Annotated in this window: 20 protein-coding genes; 15 read left to right on the top strand and 5 right to left on the bottom strand. The window is 63.1% G+C overall.

All coding sequences use genetic code 11. From position 1 onward, the window contains the following. Positions 1-89: 89 nt before the first annotated feature. The 4 genes from map (at position 90) to ACIOAU_RS01500 (ending at position 5638) form a co-directional block, all read left to right on the top strand. The gene (gene map / locus ACIOAU_RS01515) at positions 90-872 is read left to right on the top strand and encodes a type I methionyl aminopeptidase (protein WP_101317234.1); all 783 of its coding nucleotides are present in this window, start codon (positions 90-92) and stop codon (positions 870-872) included. A gap of 21 nt (positions 873-893) precedes the next feature. After that, positions 894-3596 carry a [protein-PII] uridylyltransferase gene (locus tag ACIOAU_RS01510; RefSeq protein ID WP_101317232.1) on the top strand — a complete coding sequence of 901 codons (2703 nt, stop codon included), beginning with the start codon at positions 894-896 and terminating at the stop codon, positions 3594-3596. Positions 3597-3619: 23 nt separating this feature from the next. Further along, a complete protein-coding gene (gene dapC, locus ACIOAU_RS01505) occupies positions 3620-4816 on the top strand; it encodes a succinyldiaminopimelate transaminase (protein WP_401179512.1) in 1197 nt (398 codons plus the stop codon). 87 nt (positions 4817-4903) lie between these two features. Further along, on the top strand, positions 4904-5638 hold the full coding sequence (locus ACIOAU_RS01500) for a M12 family metallopeptidase (protein WP_150572029.1): 735 nt from the start codon (positions 4904-4906) through the stop codon (positions 5636-5638). Positions 5639-5640: 2 nt separating this feature from the next. Here ACIOAU_RS01500 and ACIOAU_RS01495 read toward each other — a convergent pair whose 3' ends face one another. Next, on the bottom strand, positions 5641-7287 hold the full coding sequence (locus ACIOAU_RS01495; RefSeq protein ID WP_150570843.1) for a Na+/H+ antiporter: 1647 nt from the start codon (positions 7285-7287) through the stop codon (positions 5641-5643). Positions 7288-7557: 270 nt separating this feature from the next. On the opposite strand from ACIOAU_RS01495, the gene ACIOAU_RS01490 reads away from it, so the two are divergent. From ACIOAU_RS01490 to ACIOAU_RS01475, 4 genes are all read left to right on the top strand, one after another. After that, a complete protein-coding gene (locus tag ACIOAU_RS01490) occupies positions 7558-7905 on the top strand; it encodes an ArsC family reductase (protein ID WP_101317223.1) in 348 nt (115 codons plus the stop codon). A gap of 42 nt (positions 7906-7947) precedes the next feature. After that, positions 7948-8982 carry a 2,3,4,5-tetrahydropyridine-2,6-dicarboxylate N-succinyltransferase gene (dapD, locus tag ACIOAU_RS01485; protein ID WP_101317221.1) on the top strand — a complete coding sequence of 345 codons (1035 nt, stop codon included), beginning with the start codon at positions 7948-7950 and terminating at the stop codon, positions 8980-8982. A 76-nt stretch (positions 8983-9058) separates the two neighbouring features. Then, complete coding sequence (locus tag ACIOAU_RS01480) at positions 9059-10264, top strand: cysteine desulfurase (protein ID WP_401179507.1); 1206 nt, start codon at positions 9059-9061, stop codon at positions 10262-10264. Then, positions 10261-10671 (top strand): SufE family protein, encoded by a 411-nt coding sequence (locus tag ACIOAU_RS01475; RefSeq protein WP_150570841.1) that lies wholly within the window; start codon positions 10261-10263, stop codon positions 10669-10671. Before ACIOAU_RS01480 ends, ACIOAU_RS01475 begins: the two co-directional genes overlap by 4 nt. 15 nt (positions 10672-10686) lie before the next feature. Here the strand turns inward: ACIOAU_RS01475 and tcdA are convergent, their stop codons facing one another. Next, positions 10687-11508: a tRNA cyclic N6-threonylcarbamoyladenosine(37) synthase TcdA gene (tcdA, locus tag ACIOAU_RS01470; protein WP_150570840.1), complete on the bottom strand. Its 822-nt coding sequence runs from the start codon at positions 11506-11508 to the stop codon at positions 10687-10689. Positions 11509-11763: 255 nt separating this feature from the next. On the opposite strand from tcdA, the gene ACIOAU_RS01465 reads away from it, so the two are divergent. The 4 genes from ACIOAU_RS01465 to ACIOAU_RS01450 all read left to right on the top strand — a co-directional run bounded on the left by ACIOAU_RS01465 (position 11764) and on the right by ACIOAU_RS01450 (position 16817). After that, complete coding sequence (locus tag ACIOAU_RS01465) at positions 11764-14355, top strand: glycosyltransferase (RefSeq protein WP_188035520.1); 2592 nt, start codon at positions 11764-11766, stop codon at positions 14353-14355. Between the two features lie 103 nt (positions 14356-14458). Then, complete coding sequence (gene dapE, locus ACIOAU_RS01460) at positions 14459-15610, top strand: succinyl-diaminopimelate desuccinylase (RefSeq protein WP_188035519.1); 1152 nt, start codon at positions 14459-14461, stop codon at positions 15608-15610. Next, entirely contained in the window at positions 15610-16422 is an 813-nt protein-coding gene (locus ACIOAU_RS01455) for a putative RNA methyltransferase (protein ID WP_101317209.1), read from the top strand. The genes dapE and ACIOAU_RS01455 overlap by 1 nt, the downstream gene beginning before the upstream one ends. 17 nt (positions 16423-16439) lie before the next feature. Further along, positions 16440-16817, top strand: coding sequence for a hypothetical protein (locus ACIOAU_RS01450; RefSeq protein WP_101317207.1), 378 nt, complete (start codon positions 16440-16442; stop codon positions 16815-16817). Positions 16818-16903: 86 nt separating this feature from the next. Here the strand turns inward: ACIOAU_RS01450 and ACIOAU_RS01445 are convergent, their stop codons facing one another. Further along, the gene (locus tag ACIOAU_RS01445; RefSeq protein ID WP_101317205.1) at positions 16904-17113 is read right to left on the bottom strand and encodes a cold-shock protein; all 210 of its coding nucleotides are present in this window, start codon (positions 17111-17113) and stop codon (positions 16904-16906) included. Between the two features lie 231 nt (positions 17114-17344). Between ACIOAU_RS01445 and plsB the strand changes: the two genes are divergently transcribed. The 3 genes from plsB (at position 17345) to ACIOAU_RS01430 (ending at position 21056) form a co-directional block, all read left to right on the top strand. After that, the gene (plsB, locus tag ACIOAU_RS01440; RefSeq protein WP_181106103.1) at positions 17345-19834 is read left to right on the top strand and encodes a glycerol-3-phosphate 1-O-acyltransferase PlsB; all 2490 of its coding nucleotides are present in this window, start codon (positions 17345-17347) and stop codon (positions 19832-19834) included. Positions 19835-19932: 98 nt separating this feature from the next. Next, complete coding sequence (locus tag ACIOAU_RS01435; RefSeq protein WP_101317201.1) at positions 19933-20331, top strand: YbaY family lipoprotein; 399 nt, start codon at positions 19933-19935, stop codon at positions 20329-20331. A gap of 35 nt (positions 20332-20366) precedes the next feature. Then, the gene (locus ACIOAU_RS01430; RefSeq protein WP_401179498.1) at positions 20367-21056 is read left to right on the top strand and encodes a DUF4197 domain-containing protein; all 690 of its coding nucleotides are present in this window, start codon (positions 20367-20369) and stop codon (positions 21054-21056) included. 54 nt (positions 21057-21110) lie between these two features. Here the strand turns inward: ACIOAU_RS01430 and ACIOAU_RS01425 are convergent, their stop codons facing one another. Together ACIOAU_RS01425 and ACIOAU_RS01420 are read right to left on the bottom strand one after the other, a co-directional pair. Then, positions 21111-24164: an efflux RND transporter permease subunit gene (locus ACIOAU_RS01425; RefSeq protein ID WP_220633200.1), complete on the bottom strand. Its 3054-nt coding sequence runs from the start codon at positions 24162-24164 to the stop codon at positions 21111-21113. Positions 24165-24170: 6 nt separating this feature from the next. After that, positions 24171-25271, bottom strand: a complete 1101-nt coding sequence (locus ACIOAU_RS01420; RefSeq protein ID WP_101317195.1) for an efflux RND transporter periplasmic adaptor subunit — start codon at positions 25269-25271, stop codon at positions 24171-24173. Positions 25272-25545 lie beyond the last annotated feature (274 nt).

Genomic DNA, 25545 nt, shown 5'->3' with positions numbered 1-25545 from the left:
TTTCTGCCGACAGATGGGCGCCTCGCTCTGGTAGAATCTGGCCTTTCCCGTTTGTTCGCGCCCTGCACGGCGCCGTAGAGAGCCTGTCAATGACCGTTACCATCAAGACTGCAGAAGACATCGAAAAGATGCGCATCGCCGGCCGCCTGGCTGCTGAAGTGCTGGAGATGATCGAGCCACACGTCAAGCCCGGCGTTACCACCGAAGCGCTCGACCGCCTGTGCCACGACTACATCGTCAACATTCAGCAAGCCATCCCGGCCCCGCTCAACTACAAAGGCTACCCGAAGTCGATCTGCACCTCGATCAACCACGTGGTCTGCCATGGCATCCCCAACGACAAGCCGTTGAAGGATGGCGACACGCTGAACATCGACGTGACCGTGATCAAGGACGGCTACCACGGCGATACCAGCCGCATGTTCCATGTCGGCACCGTGCCGGTGTGGGCCGAGCGCCTGTCCCAGGTCACCCAGGAATGCATGTACAAGGCGATCGAGCTGGTCAAGCCGGGCTGCCGTCTGGGCGACATCGGCGAAGTGATCCAGAAGCACGCCGAGAAGAACGGTTTTTCGGTGGTGCGCGAGTTCTGCGGTCACGGCATCGGCAAGGTTTTCCATGAAGAACCGCAGATCCTGCACTACGGCCGGGCCGGCACTGGCATGGAGCTCAAGGAAGGTATGACCTTCACCATCGAGCCGATGATCAACCAGGGCAAGGCCGACACCAAGGTACTGGGCGACGGCTGGACGGCCATCACCAAGGACCGCAAGCTGTCGGCGCAGTGGGAGCACACCCTGGTGGTTACCGCGACCGGTTACGAGATCTTCACCCTGCGCAAAGACGACACCATCCCCCGCACGTCGGCCTAACACTTTCAGGAAAGCGACTCGATGCCCCAGGTGGATCCCGAGCTGTTCGACCGCGGCCAGTTCCAGGCGGAACTGGCGCTCAAGGCAAGCCCCATCGCAGCCTTCAAGAAGGCTATCCGCCTGGCCCGCGAGGTGCTCGATCGGCGCTTTCGCGAAGGCCGTGACATCCGCCGGCTGATCGAAGATCGCGCCTGGTTCGTCGACAACATCCTGCAACAGGCCTGGAGCCAGTTCGACTGGCAACCACCCGAAGCGATCGCCCTGATCGCCGTGGGCGGCTATGGCCGCGGCGAACTGCACCCGTACTCGGACATCGACCTGCTGATTCTGCTCGACGGCGCCCAGCACGAGCAGTATCGCGACGCCATCGAACAGCTACTGACCCTGCTCTGGGACATCGGCCTTGAAGTCGGCCAGAGCGTGCGCAGTGTCGACGAGTGCGTCGAGCAGGCCCGCGCCGACCTGACGGTGATCACCAACCTGATGGAAAGCCGCACCATTTGCGGCCCCGAAGCCCTGCGTCAGCGCATGCTCGAGGCCACCAGTACCTCGCACCTGTGGCCGAGCAAGGAGTTCTTCCTGGCCAAGCGCGCCGAGCTCAAGGCCCGCCACCACAAGTACAACGACACCGAATACAACCTCGAACCCAACGTCAAGGGCTCGCCCGGCGGCCTGCGTGATATCCAGACCGTGCTTTGGGTCGCGCGCCGCCAGTACGGCACCTTGAACCTGCACGCCCTGGCCGGCGAAGGCTTCCTGTTGGAAAGCGAAAACGAACTGCTGGCATCGTCCCAGGCGTTTGTCTGGCGGGTGCGCTATGCCCTGCACATGCTCGCCGGCCGCGCCGAAGACCGCCTGCTGTTCGATCACCAGCGCAGCATCGCCGCCTTGCTCGGCTTCAGCGACGAAAACCCCAAGCGTGCCATCGAGCAGTTCATGCAGCAGTACTATCGGGTGGTGATGAGCATCAGCCAGCTCTGCGACCTGATCATCCAGCATTTCGAAGAAGTGATTCTGGCGGACGAAGACAGCGGCACCACCCAGCCGCTCAACGCCCGCTTCCGGCTGCATGATGGCTACATCGAGGCCGCCCATCAGAACGTGTTCAAGCGCACCCCGTTTGCCATGCTCGAGATGTTCGTGCTGATGGCCCAGCACCCCGAAATCAAGGGCGTGCGCGCCGATACCGTGCGCCTGCTGCGTGCCCATCGACACTTGATCGACGATGACTTTCGCAACGATATCCGCAACACCAGCCTGTTTATCGAGCTGTTCAAGTGCGAGATCGGCATCCACCGCAACCTGCGCCGGATGAACCGCTACGGCATTCTTGGCCGTTACCTGCCCGAGTTCGGCCTGATCGTCGGGCAGATGCAGCATGACCTGTTCCACATCTATACGGTCGATGCGCATACGCTCAACCTGATCAAGCACCTGCGCAAATTGCAGTACACCCCGGTTTCAGAGAAATTCCCGCTGGCCAGCAAGCTCATGGGCCGTCTGCCCAAACCCGAGCTGATCTACCTGGCCGGGCTCTATCACGACATCGGCAAGGGCCGTCAGGGCGACCACTCCGAGCTCGGTGCAGTCGATGCGCAGGCGTTCGGCGAACGCCACCAGCTGCCGACCTGGGACACTCGGCTGATCGTCTGGCTGGTGCGCAACCATCTGATGATGTCGACCACGGCCCAGCGCAAGGACCTCTCCGACCCGCAGGTGATCAATGATTTTGCCCTGCACGTCGGCGATGAAACGCGCCTCGACTATCTCTACGTACTGACCGTTGCCGACATCAACGCGACCAACCCGACGCTGTGGAACTCCTGGCGCGCCAGCCTGCTGCGCCAGCTTTACAGCGAGACCAAGCGCGCACTGCGCCGCGGCCTGGAAAACCCGCTCGACCGCGAAGAGCAGATCCGCCAGACACAAAGCGCTGCGCTGGACATCCTGATCCGCGAAGGCACCGACCCGGACGACGTCGAGCAGCTCTGGTCGCAACTGGGTGACGACTACTTCCTCAAGCACACCGCCGCCGACGTCGCCTGGCACAGCGATGCAATCCTGCAGCAGCCGGCTGACGGCGGCCCGCTGGTGCTGATCAAGGAAACCACCCAGCGCGAGTTCGAAGGTGGCACGCAGATCTTCATCTATGCGCCCGACCAGCACGACTTCTTTGCGGTGACGGTGGCGGCGATGTCGCAGCTGAACCTGAACATCCACGACGCGCGCATCATCACTTCGAGCAGCCAGTTCACCCTCGACACCTACATCGTGCTGGACAACGACGGCGGCTCGATCGGCGACAATCCGCAGCGGGTCAAGCAGATTCGCGACGGTTTGACCGAAGCCTTGCGCAACCCGGAAGACTACCCGACCATCATCCAGCGGCGAGTCCCGCGTCAGCTCAAGCACTTCACCTTTGCGCCGCAGGTGACCATCCTCAATGATGCCCAGCGCGCGGTGACCATTCTCGAGATCACGGCTCCCGACCGGCCTGGCCTGCTGGCACGGATCGGGCGGATCTTCCTCGAGTTCGACCTGTCGCTGCAAAACGCCAAGATCGCCACTCTCGGCGAGCGGGTCGAAGACGTGTTCTTCATTACCGACGCCAACAACCAGCCGCTGTCCGACCCGCAACTGTGCAGCCGCCTGCAAGAAGCGCTGGTCCAGCAGTTGCAGCCCAGCCAAGGCAGCGACAACAGCCCTGCCCGCCTGACTATCTAGATGATTGACGAGACCTCGTGCCGATGAACCAAGCCATGACCCAGCTGCAGCCCTACCCGTTCGAGAAGCTGCGCGCCCTGCTCGGCAGCGTGCAGCCCGCCGCTGACAAACGTGCCATTGCCCTGTCGATCGGCGAACCCAAGCACGAGTCGCCGGCCTTTGTAGCCAAGGCCCTGGCAGACAACCTCGACAAGCTGGCGGTGTATCCCAGCACGCTGGGTTTGCCGGCCCTGCGTCAGGCGATTGGCCAGTGGTGCGAACGCCGCTTCAATGTGCCCGGCGGCTGGCTTGACGCTGACCGTCACATCCTGCCGGTCAACGGTACCCGCGAGGCCCTGTTTGCATTCACCCAGGCGGTGGTAAACCGCGCCAACGATGGCCTGGTGATCAGCCCCAACCCGTTCTACCAGATCTACGAAGGTGCAGCGCTGCTGGCCGGTGCCACCCCGCACTACCTGCCGTGCCTGGAAGACAACGGTTTCAATCCTGACTTCGACGCAGTGTCGGCCGAGACCTGGCAACGCTGCCAGATCCTGTTCCTGTGCTCGCCAGGCAACCCGACCGGCGCGCTGGTGCCGCTGGACACGCTGAAAAGGCTGATCGCCCTGGCCGACGAGCACGACTTCGTGATTGCCTCCGACGAATGCTACAGCGAGCTGTACTTCGACGAAGAAAACCCGCCGCCGGGCCTGCTCACCGCGTGCGCCGAGCTGGGTCGCAGCGACTTCAAGCGCTGCGTGGTGTTCCACAGCCTGTCCAAGCGCTCCAACCTGCCCGGCCTGCGCTCAGGCTTTGTCGCGGGCGATGCGCAGATCATCAAGCCGTTTTTGCTGTACCGCACCTATCACGGCTGCGCCATGCCCGTGCAAACCCAGCTGGCCAGCGTGGCCGCCTGGCAGGACGAAACTCACGTACGGGCCAACCGCGACCAGTACCGGGCCAAGTACGACGCCGTGCTGGAGATTCTCCAGCCGGTTATGGACGTGCAGCGGCCCGATGGCAGCTTCTACCTGTGGGCCAAGGTGCCGGGTTGCGATGCTGACTTCACCCGCGATCTGTTCGAAGCTGAGCATGTCACCGTCGTGCCGGGTTCATACCTGTCCCGCGAAGTCGACGGCGTCAACCCAGGCGCAGGCCGTGTGCGCATGGCCCTGGTCGCACCATTGGAGGAGTGCATCGAGGCGGCGTCGCGTATCCAGCGCTTCCTTGAACGCCGCTGAGCCAGTTACAAGCTGATATATGTAAGGCACAGCTGCATAGCCGATCCGCGAAGCTCGTGGTCCATCAATTGACCAGGAGCTTTCCCGATGATCATCGATTCCCGGCCTTGTTGCCGCAACCGCATCCCAGAGCAGCTCTCCTACGACCTGGCGATCGCCGAAAACCCACGCAACAGAGGCGTAAGTAGTGGCGGGCGACACAAACGCGGCCTCGTCAAACACACGCACTTGTGGGAGCCGGGCCGCACGCTGTGGATCTCGTTCATGGGCTCACCTGATCGAAGCCTGAAAATGGCAATTTTCGAACTGGCGAGCCAGTGGACTGACTTGTCCGAGGCGAATCTGGAATTGGATCTGGCCGAAGACAACGATGCCAAGGCCCAGATCAGGGTTCTGACCGGCAAGGATGTCCTGCACAATCAATCAGACCTCGGCACCGATGCGCTGGCCTATACCGATGAGACCATGTGCCTGAACGTCGCTCCCGGCGAAGAGTGGTTTGAATGTACAGTGCTGCATGAGTTCGGCCACGCCCTCGGACTACAGCACGAACACACCCACCCTGATGCCAATATCCCGTGGAACGAACAGGCGCTTATCGCCACGCTCCAAGCCGCTGGCTGGACTGCACAGGATGTGCACCAGCAGTATCTGGACGTGCAGGCTGATACAGCCATGATAAAAACCGCTTACGACCCGTTGTCGATCATGCATTATGCCGTCGCGCAATGGCAGACCATCGGCGATTTTGAAATCGCACGCAACCACCAGCTCAGCGAAAAGGACCTTGAGCTGATGCGCCTGGCCTACCCGCACGACTGAACCTAGCGAACCTGTCCAAGGTTGGCCTCGCTCATGTCCAGATCGCCCAGCACCTGGCGCACGACCTCATCACCTACCAGGTGCTGGCGATGCAGGCTATAGAGCTCCAGGCGCTGGGCACGCAGCGCACGCAAACGCAGGCGACGCTCGAGCAAGTCCATCTGGTGCGCCAGCTCACGGGCTTCGGCGCTGTCGTTGTAGCTGGCCAGTTCATCGCGATACTCGGCCATCAGCCGCGCCTTGAGCTCGACCGCCAAGGTTGCCTGAGCCGCATCCTGAGCAGCGTTGGCATCGACCACTTCCTCGGCTTCGAGGGCATGGATCGCTGCCTCTGCGGTCAGCCGCCACGCCTCCCGCACTTCCTGCTGCAAGCGCTCGTCCGGGCTCTGGGTAATGCCGCGCAAGAGCAGCGGCAAGGCAATGCATGCACTGATCAACGACAACAGAATCACCCCGGCGGCAATAAAGATCAGCAAGTCGCGTTGCGGGAACGCCTCCCCGGCACTGATCAACAACGGCACCGACATCACGCCTGCCAAGGTCACCGCCCCGCGCACGCCGCCCAGGGTCAACAGCCAGCAGGAACGTGCAGTCGGCACCAATACCAGTTCAGGCTTGCCGCGCCAGCGGCGTACCACGCCAATCGCCCGCCAGATGCTCTGCACCCAGATGAAACGGAGCACGATCAGCGCCGCAAAGATCGCCAGCACTTCCAGGCAGCGGTAGGCGAGCGCCGGCCACAGCGAGGTTTCGTGGCTGACCACTGCCTTGATGATGTCCGGCAACTGCAGGCCCAGCAGCAAGAAGATCAAACCGTTGAAGGCGAACTCAAGCAACGACCAGACGCTGCGATTGAGTAGCCGGGTGCTGGTCTGGCGCGGCAGCAGATCCAGCCAGCTCTGCATCATGCCTGCGGCTACCGCCGAAAGGATGCCCGACACACCAAGACGCTCGGCCAGCACATAGGCTGCGAACGGCAGCAACAGCATGAACACCACATGGGTGGCCGGATCATCCCAGCCGCGGGTGATCATCCACGCGCGTAGCCGCCCTACCAGCCAGCTCAACGCCACGCCGACGGCCAGCCCTCCCAACGCCACCAGTACGAACGACAAGCTCGCGTCGGTGAGCGAAAACACCCCGGTAATCGCCGCAGCCAAGGCGAACTTGAAGGTCACCAGGCCCGAGGCATCATTGAGCAAGGCTTCGCCCTGAAGCATGTGCATCAACGGCGTCGGCAGTCGGTCCTGGGCAATGGCCGAGACGGCCACTGCATCGGTCGGCGACAGCACGGCGGCGAGGGCAAACGCCACCGGCAGCGGAATGCTCGGCAGCAGCCAATGAATGAAGTAACCCGCGCCGACCACGGTAAACAGCACCAGCCCAACGGCCAGGGCGATGACCGGGCCGCGCATGCGCCACAGCTCCCGCTTGGGGATACGCCAGCCATCGGCGAACAGCAGCGGCGGCAGGAACAGAAACAGGAACAGCTCCGGCTCCAATGCCACATGCAAGCCCAGGCTGGGCCACGCCAATAGTGCGCCTGCCGCGATCTGTACCAACGGCAACGGCAGTGGGATCAAGCGCCCGACCAGCTTGGACACGCTTACCAGCGTCAGCAGGATGAGGACGGTATAGGCTGACTGCATCGGTAAAAATCCTGTCAAATTGGAGAAACGCTTACAGCGCTAGGACCGCAATTGAAACAATATGTTAGCGGGGAGTTAAGGGCATCTGCCGCTGCACGATAGTCGCAGGCTGCCGCAGAATGTGTAACAGCGTGCTACTCAACGCGCTTAACCGCGGGCATTCGGCAGCCAGCCGTGGCGCGAGCCCCAGCGATGTCGCATAATCCGCCGACTAAACAACGGGAGATATTGGGGAGGTTTTGGGTGAACCCGCCGGACCCTTTGAATTCAATGGCTTACACTCTCTACGGCATCAAGGCCTGCGACACCATGAAAAAGGCCCGTAGCTGGCTTGAAGAACACGCCATCGACTACGCCTTTCACGACTATAAAAGCCAAGGCATCGACCGTGACAGCCTGATCCGCTGGTGCAACGAGCACGGCTGGCAGGTTGTGCTCAACCGCGCCGGCACCACGTTCCGCAAACTCGACGATGCCAGCAAAGCCGACATTGACCAGGCCAAGGCCGTCGAATTGATGCTGGCCCAGCCGTCGATGATCAAGCGCCCGGTGCTCGACCTTGGCGAACGCACCCTGGTCGGCTTCAAGCCGGATCTGTACGCCGCTGCGCTGGGCTGAGCCCAACAGCGCTGCCACCCCCTATTTGCAAGAGGTAATCGCATGTCCACTACTCTGTTCAGCCTGGCCTTCGGTGTCGGCACCCAAAACCGTCAGGGCACTTGGCTGGAAGTGTTCTACGCACAACCACTGCTCAACCCGAGCGCCGAACTGATCGCTGCCATCGCCCCGGTGCTGGGCTATGAAGGCGGCAACCAGGCCATCGCGTTCAGCAATGCCCAGGCCGGCCAGCTGGCCGATGCGGTCAAGTCGGTCGACGCTACCCAGTACGCGCTGCTGACCCGCCTGGCAGAAAGCCACAAGCCGCTGGTCGCCACCTTGCTGGCCGAAGACAGCGCACTGACCTCGACGCCTGAGGCCTACCTCAAGCTGCACCTGCTCTCGCACCGCCTGGTCAAGCCGCACGGCCTGAGCCTGGCCGGCATTTTCCCGCTGCTGCCGAACGTAGCCTGGACCAACCGTGGCGCGGTCGACCTGGCTGAGCTTGCCGAACTGCAACTGGAAGCACGTCTGAAGGGCGAGCTGCTGGAAGTGTTCTCGGTCGACAAGTTCCCGAAAATGACCGACTACGTGGTCCCGGCCGGCGTGCGTATCGCCGATGCGGCGCGCGTGCGTCTGGGCGCCTATGTTGGCGAAAGCACCACCATCATGCACGAAGGCTTCGTCAACTTTAACGCCGGCACCGAAGGCCCAGGCATGATCGAAGGCCGCGTCTCGGCGGGCGTCTTCGTCGGCAAGGGTTCGGACCTGGGCGGCGGTTGTTCGACCATGGGCACCTTGTCCGGTGGCGGCAACATCGTCATCAAGGTCGGCGAAGGCTGCCTGATCGGCGCCAACGCCGGTATCGGTATCCCGCTGGGCGACCGCAACACCGTTGAAGCTGGCCTGTACATCACGGCCGGCACCAAGGTGAACCTGCTCGACGAGAACAACGAACTGGTCAAGGTGGTCAAGGCCCGTGATCTGGCCGGCCAGACCGACCTGCTGTTCCGTCGCAACTCGCTCAACGGCGCAGTCGAGTGCAAGACGCACAAGTCGGCAATCGAGCTGAACGAGGCGCTGCACGCGCACAACTGAGAACCATCAGGTTCGAAGTGATAAGATCGGGTCTGGCGTAAAGCCAGGCCCGATTTTCATTGCAGGTCCCGCAAACATGTTTCAGCCCTCCCCCTGGCGCGCCGACTTCCCCGCGATCGCCGCCTTGCAACGCCAGCACCAGACCTACCTGGACAGCGCCGCCACTACCCAGAAGCCACAGGCCCTGCTGGATGCACTGAGCCATTACTACAGCCATGGCGCCGCCAATGTGCACCGCGCGCAACACCTGCCGGGAGCACTGGCCACTCAAGCGTTCGAGGCCAGCCGCGACAAAGTGGCTGCCTGGCTGAATGCCGCTGATGCGCAACAGATCATCTTCACCCACGGCGCGACCTCAGCGCTGAACCTGCTCGCCTATGGCCTTGAGCACGGCTTCAATGCCGGCGACGAGATCGCCATCAGTGCGCTGGAGCACCACGCCAACCTGTTGGCCTGGCAGCAACTGGTGCAGCGGCGCAATCTGCGCCTGGTGATATTGCCGGTGAACTCGCAAGGCCAGATTGACCTTGACCAGGCACTGCAGCTGATCGGCCCACGTACACGCTTGCTGGCGGTCAGCCAGCTGTCGAATGTGCTCGGCACCTGGCAACCGCTGCCAGCCCTGCTCGCCCATGCCCGCGCCCAAGGCGCGTTGACCGTTGTCGATGGCGCTCAGGGCGTGGTGCATGGACGCCACGACGTGCAACAACTGGGCTGCGACTTCTACGTGTTCTCCAGCCACAAACTGTACGGCCCGGAAGGCGTCGGCGTGCTCTACGGCCGCCATCGCGCGCTGCAGCAGTTGCGCCATTGGCAGTTTGGCGGCGAGATGGTCCAACTGGCGGATTACCACAGCGCCAGTTTTCGTCCTGCGCCGCTCGGCTTCGAAGCCGGCACGCCACCGATTGCCGGCGTGATTGGCCTGGGCGCCACGCTGGACTATCTGGCCAGCCTTGATGCCAACGCGGTCGAGCGCCACGAAGCAAGCCTGCACCAGCACCTGCTGCGCGGTCTGGCTGATCGCGAGGGCGTTCGCGTACTGGGCGCACCACAGACCGCGCTGGTCAGCTTTGTCGTCGACGGCGTACACAACGCCGACATCGCCCATGTACTGACCGAGCAAGGCATCGCCGTGCGCGCCGGTCATCACTGTGCAATGCCCCTGCTCAAAGGTCTCGGCCTTGAGGGCGCGATCCGCGTGTCGCTGGGGCTGTATAACGACAGTGACGATCTGGCGCGCCTTTTCGAAGCGCTGGATCAAGGCCTGGAGCTGCTGCGATGAGCCTGCCCGAACAAGCTCGCGAGGCATTGGCGTGCTTCACCGAAGCCCGTGGCTGGGAGCAGCGCGCACGCTTGCTGATGCAGTGGGGCGAGCGCCTGGCGCCACTGGATGACACCGAGAAAACCGAAAGCAACCGTGTCCACGGCTGTGAAAGCCTGGTCTGGTTGGTGGCCGTAGTCGATGATGGCCAATGGCGTTTCAAGGCCACCAGCGATGCGCGTCTGTTACGCGGTTTGCTGGCGCTGTTGCTGGCGCGGGTACAAGGGCTGGCCAGCGCCGAGCTGGCCCAGCTCGACCTGCGCGGCTGGTTCAGCGAGCTGGGGCTTGAACGCCAATTGTCGCCGTCGCGCAGCAACGGCCTGCATGCGGTACTGCAGCGTATGGCGCAGCTCGCCAGCGAAGCCTGAAGCGCTGACCGCTGCTTACAGATCAGCCGCCGGCGCGACCACCCGTTCCGACGGCCGGCGCGCACCGGCCACCAGTTTTTCGATGGCTTTGCTCGCCGCCACCATGCCGAACGTGGCGGTGACCATCATCACCGCGCCAAAGCCGCCGGAGCAATCCAGGCGCACGCCCTCACCGACAAAGCTCTTTTGCAGGCAAACGCTGCCGTCACCCTTGGGATAACGCAGCTGCTCGCTGGAGAACACGCACGGCACGCCGTAATTGCGCGAGGTGTTGCGCGAGAAGTTGTAGTCGCGGCGCAGGGTCGAGCGCACGCGTGAGGCCAACGGGTCGTTGAAGGTCTTGTTCAGGTCGCCGATCTGGATCTGCGTGGGGTCGATCTGGCCGCCGGCGCCACCGGTGGTGACCACGGCGATCTTGCGCCGCCGGCACCAGGCAATCAACGCCGCCTTGGCCATCACGCTGTCGATGCAATCGATGACGCAGTCCATCTGCTCGGTGATGTGCTCGGCCATGCTGTCACGGGTGACGAAGTCTGCCACTGCATGGACTGTGCAGGCCGGGTTGATTGCCAGCAGACGCTCGGCCATGACCTCGACTTTAGCCCGCCCTACCTGGCCTTCCAGCGCATGCGCCTGGCGGTTGGTGTTGCTCACGCAGACATCATCGAGGTCAAACAGGCTGATTTCGCCAACACCGCTGCGCGCCAGCGCCTCGGCCACCCATGAGCCGACCCCGCCGATGCCGACCACCGCCACATGGGCGTCGCGCAGGCGTTGCAGGCCTTGGTCGCCGTACAAACGGGCAACGCCGGCGAAGCGTGGATCTTCTGTGCTCATGCTCGCTATCCGCAAAAAACCGGCGCGCATTATATGCCAGCTGGCGGGTTGCCGGGCCGCACGGCGCTGTTAGTTGGTAAAAAACCTACCAATCCTGCTTTAATATCCGATCAGAGAGTCAGACTTGGACGACAACCGAGTGGGACCAGAGCTTCACCCTCTGCGCCGAATGGCACTGCTGCTTTCTTGTCCAAGCGTAGAACGCAGCCCCAGCTGGCACCCGCCCACTCCCCTCTTCGGAACCTACAATCGCTTATGTCATCACGCAAATTCGGCCTCAACCTGGTAGTGGTGCTGGTCATCGCCGCGCTGTTCACCGGGTTCTGGGCGCTGATCAACCGCCCGGTGTCCGCGCCGGCCTGGCCGGAGCAGATTTCCGGCTTCTCCTACTCGCCGTTTCGCCTGGGTGAAAGCCCGCAAAAGGGCCAATACCCGAGCGAGGAGGAGATGCGCCAGGACCTCGAGCAGTTGAGCAAACTGACCGACAGTATCCGTATCTATACCGTCGAAGGCACCCAGGCCGAAGTCCCGCGGCTGGCTGAGGAATTCGGCCTGCGCGTCACCCTGGGTATCTGGATCAGCCCGGACCTTGAGCGCAACGAGCGCGAGATCAGCAAGGCCATCGAGCTGGCCAACAGCTCGCGCAGCGTGGTGCGGGTGGTGGTTGGCAACGAGGCGTTGTTCCGCAAAGAGGTCACCCCCGAGGCGCTGATCCAGTACCTGGATCGGGTCCGCGCGGCGGTCAAGGTGCCGGTGACCACCAGTGAACAGTGGCATATCTGGAAAGAAAACCCGGAGCTTGCCCCCCACGTCGACCTGATCGCCGCGCACATCCTGCCGTACTGGGAATTTGTGCCGATGCAGGATTCGGTCGAGTTCGTGCTTGATCGCGCCCGTGAGCTCAAGCAGCAGTTCCCGCGCAAACCGCTGCTGCTGTCGGAGGTTGGCTGGCCGAGCAACGGCCGCATGCGCGGCGGCGCCGATGCCACCCAGGCCGACCAGGCCATCTACCTGCGCACGCTGGTCAACACGCTGAACCGACGCGGCTACAACTACTTCGTCATCGAGGCCTACGACCAACCGTGGAAGGCCAGCGACGAAGGTTCGGTGGGCGCCTACTGGGGCGTGTTCAACGCCGAGCGCCAACAGAAATTCAACTTCGAAGGGCCGGTGGTGGCGATTCCGCAGTGGCGCGCCCTTGCGGTCGCTTCGGTGGTGCTGGCGATGCTTGCCCTGACCATCCTGCTGATCGATGGCTCGGCGCTACGCCAACGCGGGCGCACCTTCCTCACCTTCATTACCTTCCTCTGTGGCTCGGTGCTGGTGTGGATCGCCTACGACTACAGCCAGCAATACAGCACCTGGTTCAGCCTGATCGTCGGTTTCCTGCTGGCGCTGGGGGCGATTGGTGTGTTCATCGTGTTGATGACCGAAGCCCATGAACTGGCCGAAACGGTGTGGACGGCCAAGCGCCGTCGCGAATTCCTGCCGGTGCAGGGCGACAGCGCCTACCGGCCGAAAGTGTCGGTGCACGTGCCCTGCTACAACGAGCCACCGGAGATGGTCAAACAGACCCTCGACGCCCTCGCCGCGCTCGACTACCCCGACTATGAAGTGCTGGTGATCGACAACAACACCAAGGACCCGGCCGTGTGGGAGCCGCTCAAGGCCCACTGCGAGCTGCTCGGTGAGCGCTTCAAGTTCTTCCACGTTGCGCCGCTGGCCGGCTTCAAGGGTGGCGCACTCAACTACCTGTTGCCGCACACGGCAAAGGACGCCGAAGTGATCGCCGTGATCGACTCGGACTACTGCGTCGACCGCAACTGGCTCAAGCACATGGTGCCGCACTTCGCCGACCCGAAGATCGCTGTGGTGCAGTCGCCGCAGGACTACCGCGACCAGCACGAAAGCGCCTTCAAGAAGCTCTGCTACAGCGAATACAAAGGCTTCTTCCACATCGGCATGGTCACCCGCAACGACCGTGACGCGATCATCCAGCACGGCACCATGACCATGACCCGGCGCTCGGTGCTGGAAGAACTCGGCTGGGCCGACTGGTGCATCTGCGAAGACGCCGAGCTGGGCTTGCGCGTGTTCGAAAAAGGCTTGTCTGCCGCCTACGCGCACAACAGCTACGGCAAGGGCCTGATGCCCGACACCTTCATCGACTTCAAGAAGCAGCGCTTCCGCTGGGCCTACGGCGCGATCCAGATCATCAAGCACCACGCCCGCGCCCTGCTGCAGGGCAAGGGCAGTGAACTGACCCGCGGCCAGCGCTATCACTTCCTCGCCGGCTGGTTGCCGTGGGTCGCCGATGGCATGAACATCTTCTTCACCGTCGGTGCGCTGCTGTGGTCGGCGGCGATGATCATCGTCCCGCACCGGGTCGATCCACCGCTGATGATCTTTGCCATCCCGCCGTTGGCGCTGTTCTTCTTCAAGGTCGGCAAGATCCTGTTCCTCTACCGTCGTGCGGTCGGCGTCAACCTCAAGGACGCCTTCGCTGCCGCCCTGGCCGGGCTGGCGCTGTCGCATACGATTGCCAAGGCCGTGCTGTACGGTTTCTTCACCAGCAGCATGCCGTTCTTCCGCACGCCGAAGAACGCCGACAGCCATGGTTTGCTGGTGGCGATTTCCGAGGCGCGCGAAGAGCTGTTCATCATGCTCTTGCTGTGGGGCGCTGCCGCTGGCATCTACCTGGTGCAGGGCTTGCCGAGTTCGGACATGCGCTTCTGGGTAGCCATGCTGCTGGTGCAATCGCTGCCGTACCTGGCCGCGCTGATCATGGCCTTCCTGTCGTCGCTGCCCAAACCGGCAAGCGATGCAGCACAAGCCTCGACTGCCTGACCACAAAGGCCACCCGCTGGCACCCTGAAGGTGCCCGGCGGGCGCATTTGATATAAGATAACGCGCCTGTTTTTTCGTCCTTGCCTTGCCCCCGGAGTTCCCCATGACGGCCCCCGCCGAGCTCTCGCCTACCCTTCAACTGGCCTGCGACCTGATCCGTCGTCCCTCGGTGACCCCGGTCGATGCCGACTGCCAGACCCAGATGATGAACCGCCTGGGCGCTGTCGGCTTCCAGCTTGAACCGATGCGCATCGAAGACGTCGACAACTTCTGGGCCACCCATGGCAGCAAGGACGGCCCGGTGTTGTGTTTTGCCGGCCACACCGACGTGGTCCCGACCGGCCCGGTGCAGCAGTGGCAACATGAGCCGTTCCAGGCACTGATCGATGCCGACGGCATGCTCTGCGGCCGCGGCGCTGCCGACATGAAGGGCAGCCTGGCATCGATGGTGGTGGCCAGCGAGCGCTTTGTGCACGACTACCCCAACCACCGCGGCAAGGTCGCCTTCCTCATCACCAGCGACGAAGAAGGCCCCGCCCATCACGGCACCAAAGCCGTCGTCGAGCGCCTGGTCGCACGCAACGAGCGCCTCGACTGGTGCATCGTCGGCGAGCCATCGAGCACCAATTTGCTCGGTGACGTGGTCAAGAACGGCCGCCGCGGTTCGCTCGGTGCCAAGCTGACCGTACGCGGCAAGCAGGGCCACGTTGCCTATCCGCACCTGGCGCGCAACCCGATCCACCTGGCCGCGGCAGCGCTGGCCGAACTGGCAGCAGAGCATTGGGACGAAGGCAATGCGTTCTTCCCGCCGACCAGCTTCCAGATCTCCAACCTCAATTCCGGTACCGGCGCGACCAACGTCGTGCCTGGCGACCTGACTGCGCTGTTCAACTTCCGTTTCTCCACCGAGTCGACCGTCGAGGGCCTGCAGGCGCGGGTGGCGGCGATTCTCGACAAGCATCAGCTGGACTGGTCGATCGATTGGGCGCTGTCGGGCCTGCCGTTCCTCACCGAGCCAGGTGAACTGCTCGACGCGGTAGCGGCCAGCATCAAGGCCGTCACCGACCGCGATACCCAGCCATCGACCAGCGGCGGCACCTCCGACGGCCGCTTCATCGCCACCATGGGTACTCAGGTGGTCGAGCTCGGCCCGGTCAACGCCACTATCCACCAGGTCGACGAGCGCATCCTGGCCAGCGATCTCGACCTGCTGACCGAGATCTACTACCAGACCCTGGTGCGGTTGCTCGCCTGATGCTCATCTGCCCTCTTTGCCAGGCGGCCCTGGCAGCGCTGGACAACGGTGTCGCGTGCAGCGCCGGCCATCGCTTCGACCGTGCTCGCCAGGGTTATCTGAACCTGTTGCCGGTGCAGCACAAGAACAGCCGTGATCCAGGTGACAATCAGGCGATGGTCGAGGCCCGCCGTGACTTTCTCGACGGTGGCCACTATGCCCCGGTCGCCGAGCGCCTGGCGCAGCTGGCTGCCGAGCGCCAGCCCGGCGCCTGGCTGGATATCGGCTGCGGCGAAGGCTATTACACCGCGCAGCTCGCCAATGCCCTGCCGGCGGCCCAGGGTTACGCCCTGGATATTTCCCGTGAAGCGGTTAAACGCGCCTGCAAGCGCGCGCCGCAGGTGACCTGGATGGTCGCCAGCATGGCCCGCGTGCCCCTGGCCGATGCCAGCTGCCAGTTCATCGCCAGCGTTTTCAGCCCGCTCGACTGGCAGGAGGCCTTGCGCCTGCTCAGCCCCGGCGGCGGCCTGATGCGGGTCGGCCCGACCAGCGGTCACCTGATGGAGCTGCGCGAGGTGCTTTACGATGAAGTGCGTCCGTATGCTGACGACAAGCACCTGGCACTGGTGCCAGCGGGAATGGTCCATGCTCACAGCGAAACCCTCGAGTTTCGCCTCAGCCTGGCCGCACCCAAGGCTCGCGCCGACCTGCTGGCGATGACCCCGCACGGCTGGCGAGCAAGCGCTGAAAAGCGCGCACTGGTGATCGACCAGGCCGCGCCGTTCGAGGTAACCGTTTCCATGCGTTATGACTATTTCCTGCGCCAATCCTGAGCACACCGGAGCCCTTTATGCGTCAACCTGATATCGAGATTTACCTGAAGGACACCGACGTCGACCACAAGCAGATTGCCCAGTGGTTGGTCGAGGCCTTGGGCCCGTGCACCGAATGGACCCAGAAAGGCCTGACCTGGAAATGCCAGGCCGGTAACATCCCGGTGACCTGGTTACCGAAGGCTGTAGGGAAATGGAACAGCCTCTACCTGGAAAGCGACCAGACCCCGTGGGAGGACGACATTGCCTGCGCACGCGCAGCCTTTGCCGCACTCAACGTCGAAGTGCGTTGTGCACCGGGCAGCTGGAGCGAAGAACACGGGGAAGAGGATGCCGACCGTTGGGTCCGCATCAGCGCCGATGGTGAAGAGGAAATCACCTGGCGCACGCAGTAATACTGCGAGAGGGATGTAACACGAGCAATCGCATCAGGCTGCAAGTTCCACGGACAACTTGCAGCTTGAGGCTTGCCAACCAGCGCTTACAGGCCCACTACATCCTCGGCCTGGAGACCTTTCTGGCCTTGGGTGAGGTTGTATTCAACCTGCTGCCCTTCAACCAGCGAGCGATGCCCTTCACCACGAATCGCCCGATAGTGGACGAATACATCGGCCCCATCTTCGCGCTGAATGAAGCCATAACCCTTGGCATCGTTGAACCACTTTACATTCCCAGTCTCACGAGACGACATCTGAACTACTCCAGTTTTTTTATTGTGAAGATCGCCTTGCAGGCACTGGGCTTCCCCGTGCCGACGCCGCTTGCTGAAATATCCTGCAAGGGGCGGACCGAGTATATGACAGAGAACAAAGAAAATTCATGACAGGCCTGTTCAATGCAGTTTTTTGCTGAACTTGCGCAGATACGGCAGACTCACTGACTGCAAATCGATCCGAAATTCTTCCCAGGGCCCACACATCACATGACCCGTTCCCCCCTGCGCCGCTTGATCTTCGGCGCCCTGCGCCGCGTGCTTTACCTGTGGGTACGCTCCGAGACCATCAATCAGTCATCGCTGACCCTAAAGCTCGACCGCAGCCGCCCGGTGTTCTATGCCCTGCCCTCGCCGTCGCTGACCGACCTGGCGGTGCTCGACCGCGAATGCACCAAAGCGGGGCTGCCGCGGCCAGTGTTGCCCGTTGTGGTTGGCCCGCTGCACGAGCCTGCGGCGTTTTTCTATCTGACCCCGGAGCCGGACTGGCTCGGCCGCCACGACAAACGCGGCGCGCCGCCGACCCTGGAGCGGCTGGTCGAAGCAGTCAGCCAGCATGCCGAAGAAGACGCACAGATCATCCCGGTCAGCGTGTTCTGGGGGCAGACCCCGGCCAGTGAATCGAGCCCATGGAAGCTGCTGTTTGCCGACAGCTGGGCGGTAACCGGACGCCTGCGTCGCCTGCTCACCATCATCATGCTCGGGCGCAAGACCCGCGTGCAGTTCTCGGCGCCGATCCACCTGCGCGAGCTGGTCGAGCACAACAAGGGCCATGCGCGTACCGTGCGTATGGCCCAGCGCCTGATGCGCGTGCACTTTCGCAACCTCAAGAGCGCGGTCATCGGCCCGGACATTTCGCACCGGCGCAACCTGGTCAAAGGCCTGATCCACGACCAGCAGGTGCGTCAGGCCATCGCCGAGGAGGCAGAACGCGAGCAGATTCCGCTGGCGAAAGCCGAGGCGCGAGCGCTGCGCTACGGCAACGAAATTGCCTCGGACTACACCTACACCGCGATCCGCTTTCTTGAAGTGGTGCTGAGCTGGTTCTGGAACAAGATCTACGACGGCATCAAGGTCAACAACATCGAGCAGGTGCAAGGCATCGCTCCCGGTCACGAGGTGATCTATGTGCCCTGCCACCGCAGCCACATCGACTACCTGCTGCTGTCCTACCTGCTGTTTCGCAACGGCCTGACGCCACCGCACGTAGCCGCGGGCATCAACCTCAACATGCCGGTCATCGGCAGCCTGCTGCGCCGTGGCGGGGCGTTCTTCATGCGCCGTACGTTCAAGGGCAACCCGCTGTACACCGCGGTGTTCAACGAATACTTGCACACGCTGTTCACCAAGGGCTTCCCGGTCGAATACTTCGTCGAAGGCGGCCGCTCGCGCACCGGGCGCATGCTGCAGCCACGTACCGGCATGCTGGCGATTACCCTGCGCAGTTTCCTGCGCTCGTCGCGCACACCGATCGTGTTCGTGCCGGTGTACATCGGCTATGAGCGGGTGCTCGAAGGCCGCACCTACCTGGGCGAGCTGCGTGGGGCGAGCAAGAAAAAAGAATCCATCTTCGACATCTTCAAGGTCATCGGCGCGCTCAAACAGCGCTACGGCCAGGTGTCGGTCAACTTCGGCGAGCCGATCCGCCTGGCCAGCTTCCTCGATGAGCAGCGCCCAGGCTGGCGCGAAGAGGATCACGGCGAGCAGTTTCGTCCGGCCTGGTTGAACGACACCACCCACCGCCTGGGCGAAACCGTGGCCCGCCATCTCAACGAAGCCGCGGCGGTCAATCCGGTCAACCTGGTCGCGCTGGCATTGCTCTCGACCAGCCGTCACGCGCTCGACGAAAGCGCCCTGGTGCGGGTGCTCGACCTATACCTGAGCTTGCTGCGTGAAGTGCCCTATTCGGCGCATACCACCCTGCCTGAGGGCGATGGCATGGCCTTGATCAGCCACGTCAAAGGCATGAACCTGCTGTCCGAGCAGAACGATGCCATGGGCCGCATCCTCTATCTGGATGAAGCCAACGCGGTGCTGATGACCTATTACCGCAACAACGTACTGCACATCTTTGCCCTGCCGGCGCTGCTGGCGAGCTTCTTCCAGAGCAGCTCACGGATCAGCCGCGAGCTGATCGGCCAGTACGTCAAGGCGCTGTATCCGTACCTGCAAGCCGAGCTGTTCCTGCGCTGGACGCCCGAGCAACTCGACGAAACCATCGATCACTGGCTCGACGCGCTGGTTGCCCAAGGCCTGCTGCGGGTGGAAAAAGGCGTCTACCTGCGCCCGGCACCGAGTTCGCGTGCGTTCGTATTGCTGACGCTGCTCTCGCGGACCATCACCCAAGCCCTGCAGCGCTATTACATGGCGACCTCACTGTTGGTCAACAACGGCCAGCAGACCCTGACCGCCGAGGAACTGGAAGACCTCTGCGTGATGATGGCCCAGCGGCTGTCGATCCTGCATGGCCTGAATGCTCCGGAGTTCTTCGACAAGAGCCTGTTCCGCCACTTCATCCAGACCTTGCTCCAGCAAGGCGTGCTGCGGCCCGCCGGCAACGGCAAGCTCAGCCATCACGACAAGCTCGGCGAGCTGGCCGAGGGTGTGGCCAAGCGCGTGCTGTCGGCCGAGCTGCGCCTGTCGATTCGCCAGGTGGCGCTGCACCGCGAAATAGAAGGTGTGGAGCAAATCCCCACCTGAGTGCAAACCCTTGGCCGCGACTGCCGCGACCTTGGCAGGAAAATCCGCTACAGTCCCCGGGGTTGGTCACAAGCCGACCCCAGGACTACGGAGAATCCATGAAAAAGCTCTTTATGCTGTGCTGCGCCTCTCTGCTTGCAGCCTGCTCCAGCAACAGCCCGGCACCACAGGCCAGCCTTGATGGCGAAGTGTTCTACCTGCAGCGCATTGCCCTGCCGCCAGCCGCTACCCTCAGCGTCAGCTTGCAGGATGTATCGCTGATGGATGCCCCAGCCGTGACCCTGGCCAGCCAGGCCGGCCCGATCCAAGGCAACGTGCCGCTGCCGTTCCACCTGAGCTATGACCCTGCTCAGGTCAAACCGGGACACCGCTACGCGGTCAGTGCCCGCATCGAGTATCAAGGCCAACTATTGTTCATCAGCACCGAACAGCACAGCGTCGCGCTCGACGGCAGCGACCAGCAGCCGCTGCGGATCAAAGTCGACCCGGCTCGCTGAGCCCTGCACCTATTCACTGTCATAAGGAATAATCCATGATTCGCTCCTCCCTGCGCTTCGGCGGCCTCTGCACTGGCCTGCTGTTGTCCGCCAGTGCGCTGGCCCTGTCGCTCGGCGACCTCAGCCAGCAGGACGCTACCGGCGGCCTGAAAGACGCCCTCACCCAAGGCGCCCAAGTGGCGATCAAGCAACTCGGCACCCCCGGTGGCTTCAGCAACAATCCCGACGTGCGCATCGAGCTGCCAGGCAACCTCGGCAAAGCCGCCAAGGCGATGAAGATGTTTGGCAAGGGCGACCAGGTGCAAGCGCTGGAAGACAGCATGAACAAGGCCGCCGAAGCCGCCGTACCGCAGGCTCAGGCGATCCTCGTCGATGCGGTGAAGAAGATGACCGTGACCGATGCCAAGGGCATCCTCAGCGGCGGTGAAGACTCCGCCACGCAGTACCTGAACAAGAGCAGCCGCGAGCAGATCCGCGCCAAGTTCCTACCGATCGTCAAGGCCGCCACCGACAAGGTCGGCGTCGTCCAGCAGTACAACAGCTTCGCCGGTCAAGCCTCGGCCCTGGGCCTTGGCAGCAGCAAGAGCGCCAACGTCGAAAGCTACGTCACCGAGAAGGCCCTCGATGGCCTGTTCGAAATGATTGCCAAGCAAGAGCAGAGCATTCGCCAGAACCCGGCGCAGGCCGCTACCAGCCTGGCCAAGAAAGTCTTCGGCGCCCTCTGAGGCCCTTCGCTGGCGCGCCTGCTGCAGATTGGCAGCAGGTGCGCCCAGCGCCTCTTACGCTTCCTTCCTGACCTTGAACCATGCCGCATACAGCGCCGGCAGGAACAGCAGCGTCAGCACCGTGGCGACGATCAGGCCGCCCATGATCGCCACCGCCATCGGCCCGTAGAACACGCTGCGTGACAGCGGAATCATCGCCAGCACGGCGGCCAGTGCAGTCAGCACGATTGGCCGGAAGCGCCGCACCGTGGCTTCGATGATGGCTTGCCAGCGCTGCATGCCCGCGGCGATGTCCTGCTCGATCTGATCGATCAGGATCACCGAATTGCGCATGATCATCCCGGCCAGGGCAATGGTGCCGAGCATGGCGACGAAGCCGAACGGCTGGCGGAAGATCAGCAGGAACAGCGTCACCCCGATCAACCCCAGCGGTGCGGTGAGGAACACCATCACCGTGCGCGAGAAGCTGCGCAGCTGGATCATCAACAGGCTCAACACCACCACGATGAACAGCGGCATGCCGGCATTGACCGACTTCTGCCCGCGCTCGGAGTCCTCGACAGTGCCGCCGACCTCAAGCAGATAGCCGTCCGGCAAGCTGGCACGCACCTGTTGCAACGATGGCTCGATCTGCTTGACCAGCGTCGCCGGCTGCTGCTTGTCGTAGATATCGGCGCGCACGGTCACCGTTGGCAGGCGATTGCGATGCCAGATAATGCCTTCCTCGAAGCCGTACTCAAGAGTCGCCACCTGCGACAGCGCCACGCTCTGGCCGTTATCGGTCGGCACTGCGAGGCTTGCCAGGTTACCCAGGTCGCCACGCGCCTCGGCCGTGCCCCGCACCAGAATCTCGATCAGCTCGTTGTCTTCGCGGAACTGGCTGACCGAGCTGCCGGTCAACGAGCTGCGCAGGAAGCTCGCCAGCTGGGAAGTACTCACCCCCAGCGCGCGCGCACGCTCCTGGTCGATTTGCAGGAACACCGCCTTGCTCGGCTCTTCCCAGTCCAGGTGCACGTTGACGACGTGCGGGTTCTCCAGCACTTTGCTCGCCACTTCCCGGGCCAGCGCGCGGACCTTCTCGATGTGCTCGCCGGTGACCCGGAACTGCACCGGGTAACCTACCGGCGGGCCGTTTTCCAGGCGCGTGACGCGGGAGCGCAATTGCGGGAACTGCTCATCCAGGGTCGCGATCAACCAGCTACGCAGCGCCTCGCGATCTTCCAGGGATTTGGCCAGCACCACGAACTGGGCAAAACTGGCCGCCGGCAACTGCTGGTCCAGCGGCAGGTAGAAGCGCGGCGAGCCAGTGCCGATGTAGGCCACATAGTTGTCGATGCCGTCGTGGTTCTTGAGCAGGCCTTCGAGGCGCTTGACCTGTTCGGCGGAATTACTCAGCGAGGCGCCTTCGGCCAGCTTGAGGTCAATCATCAGCTCCGGCCGACCCGAGGCTGGGAAAAACTGCTGCGGCACGAAACGGAACAGCAGGATGCTGCCGACGAACGCGGCGATGGTCAGCAGAATCACCGTCTTGCGCCGGCGTACGCACCATTCCACCACTCGCCGCACACGTTGGTAAAACGGCGTCGCATAGGGGTCAGTGTGGCCGCGAGCGGCATGCAGCTTGGCCAGATCCGGCAGCAAACGCTCGCCCAGGTACGGCACGAACAGCACCGCCGCTACCCAGGAGGTCAGCAGGGCGATGGTCACCACCTGGAAAATCGAGCGAGTGTATTCGCCGGTACTGGAGGCCGCGGTGGCGATTGGCAAAAAGCCCGCCGCGGTAATCAGGGTGCCGGTGAGCATCGGGAACGCCGTGCTGGTCCAGGCGTAACTGGCCGCCTTGAGCCGGTCGTAGCCCTGCTCCATCTTGATCGCCATCATCTCCACAGCAATGATCGCGTCGTCGACCAACAGACCCAGGGCCAATACCAGCGCACCGAGGGAAATCTTGTGCAAGCCGATGCCGAAGTAGTGCATGGCGGCAAAGGTCATCGCCAGCACCAGCGGAATCGCCAGCGCCACCACCAGCCCGGTACGCAGCCCGAGCGAGAAGAAGCTCACCAGCAGCACGATCACCAACGCTTCGACCAGCACTTGCACGAACTCGCCGACCCCGGCCTTGACCGCCGCCGGCTGGTCAGACACCTTGCGCAGCTCCATACCAACTGGCAGGTTGTGCGCCAGCCGAGCGAACTCGACCTCCAGCGCCTTGCCCAGCACCAGGATATCGCCGCCGTCCTTCATCGCCACGGCCAGGCCTATGGCGTCTTCACCCATGAAGCGCATGCGCGGCGCCGGTGGGTCATTGAAGCCACGGTGCACCTCGGCGACATCGCCGATGCGGAAGGTGCGCTCGCCGACCCGGATCGGGAATTGGCGGATCTGCTCGACACTGTCGAAGCGGCCACTGACGCGCAGTTGCAGGCGCTCGCTCGGGGTCTCGAAGAAGCCCGCGCTGCTCACCGCATTCTGCTCTTGCAGCGCCTGCTGCACGGCGGCCAGCGGCACGCCAAGGGTAGCCAGCTTGAGATTGGACAGCTCGATCCAGATCTTTTCATCCTGTAGGCCGATCAGCTCGACCTTGCCCACATCCTTGACCCGTTGCAGCTGGATCTGGATGCGGTCGGCGTAATCCTTGAGCACCGCGTAGTCAAAGCCTTCGCCAGACAACGCATAGATATTGCCGAAGGTGGTGCCGAACTCGTCATTGAAGAACGGCCCCTGGATCTCCGGCGGCAAGGTATGGCGGATATCCGCGACCTTCTTGCGGATCTGGTACCACAGCTCGGGGATGTCCTTGGAGTGTAACGAGTCGCGCGCCATGAAGGTGACCTGCGACTCGCCTGGGCGCGAGAACGAAACGATCTTTTCGTACTCGCCGGTTTCCATCAGCTTCTTTTCGATGCGCTCGGTAACCTGGCGCGACACCTCTTCGGCGCTCGCACCCGGCCAGATGGTACGGATGACCATAGCCTTGAAGGTAAACGGCGGATCCTCGCTCTGCCCCAGCTTGGTGTAGGACATCGCACCAATCGCGGCCAGCAGGATCATCAGGAACAGTACGATCTGGCGATTGCGCAGCGCCCAGGCGGAAAGGTTGAAACCCATCGGGACTTACTCCTTGGCCGCCAGATCCACATCACGATTACTGCGGTCGACCGGCCGCACCTGCTGGCCCTCGCGCAATACATGACCACCGGCAGCGACGATCCAGTCGCCCGGCGCCAGCCCGTCCAGCACCGGCACGCTGTCGGCGCCATAGGCACCCAGGCGCACCGCAACGCGCTGCAGGCGTTTGTCCTTGTCAACTCGCCACACGTAGGCCTGGCCCTGCTCAGCGGTCACCGCCGACAACGGCAGCGCCAATGCCGGCTGGCCTTCATGGGCGACGAACACTCGGGCGCTTTGGCCCAGCTCAGCCGGGGCCTTGCTCGAGTCAAAAGCGATGCGTGCGGCAAAGGTCCGCGAGCGCGGGTCGGCTGCCGGGGACAGTTCGCGGATGCGCGCGGGGTAACGCTGATTGGGCTGCGACCACAGTTCGACACTGACGGGCTGGCCGACGGCAAAGCGCGCGAACTGCTGCTCAGGCAGGCCGATGACCACTTCTCGTTCGCCATCTGCTGCCAGGGTAAACACCGTCTGCCCTGCTGCGACGACCTGGCCGACCTCGACCTGACGCTTGGAAATCACCCCCGCCTGCGGCGCACGCAGCACTGCATAGTCGGCCTGGTTGCCGGCCACATCAGCTTCGGCCTGAGCCTGCTTGAGGCGGGCGAGGCCTGCGCGGTAGAGGTTTTCGGCGTTGTCGAACTGCGAGCGGCTGACCATCTGCCGGTCGAGCAATTTCTGATAACGCTCACGTTCGGTCTGCACCAGCGCCAGGTTGGCCTGCGCGGCGGCAAGCTGGGCACGGTTGGCTTGCAATTGCAGGCGTACATCCTGTGGGTCGAGCTCGGCCAGTGGCTGATCGGCCTTGACCCGCTGGCCCTCTTCCACCAGGCGCTTGCTGACTTTGCCGCCAATGCGGAAGGCCAGCTCAGGCTCGAAGCGGGCGCGTACTTCGCCGGGGTAGCTGTCGGCGGCAGCGCTGGCCGGCTGCGGCTGCACCACCAGGGCCGGACGCGGCGCGGCGGGCGGCGCGGTCTCCTGACCACAGGCGGCCAGCAGCAAGGCTGCAGCGGCGGGCAAAGCAATTGACCAGGCATGACGCAACATGATGGGGGACCGTCCGTGTAAGGCGCTTCTAATATTTATACTGGCGAGTATATTAAATCAGCTGTGCGGTGGCGGGAAGTCGGTGAAAGGTAGAAATTATTGGGTGGTGGTTAGTGTATGTGGATGCTGGGCATCTGGCTGCGCGGGGCCGGATTGCGGCTATGAGAGGGTGGACTTATCCGATTCATTAGTGATGGTTCCGGCCCCTTCGCTGCGCTACGGAATTCCCTCGCTCCGGTCTTGCTCCTGAAGTCGCAGGTTGATCAAGATCAAG

The sequence above is a fragment of the Pseudomonas sp. NPDC088322 genome (assembly GCF_044740745.1).
In the GTDB taxonomy this organism is placed as follows: domain Bacteria; phylum Pseudomonadota; class Gammaproteobacteria; order Pseudomonadales; family Pseudomonadaceae; genus Aquipseudomonas; species Aquipseudomonas shirazensis.
The sequence above is the reverse complement of the archived record's forward strand: the minus strand, read 5'-3'. Positions and strand labels throughout refer to the sequence as shown.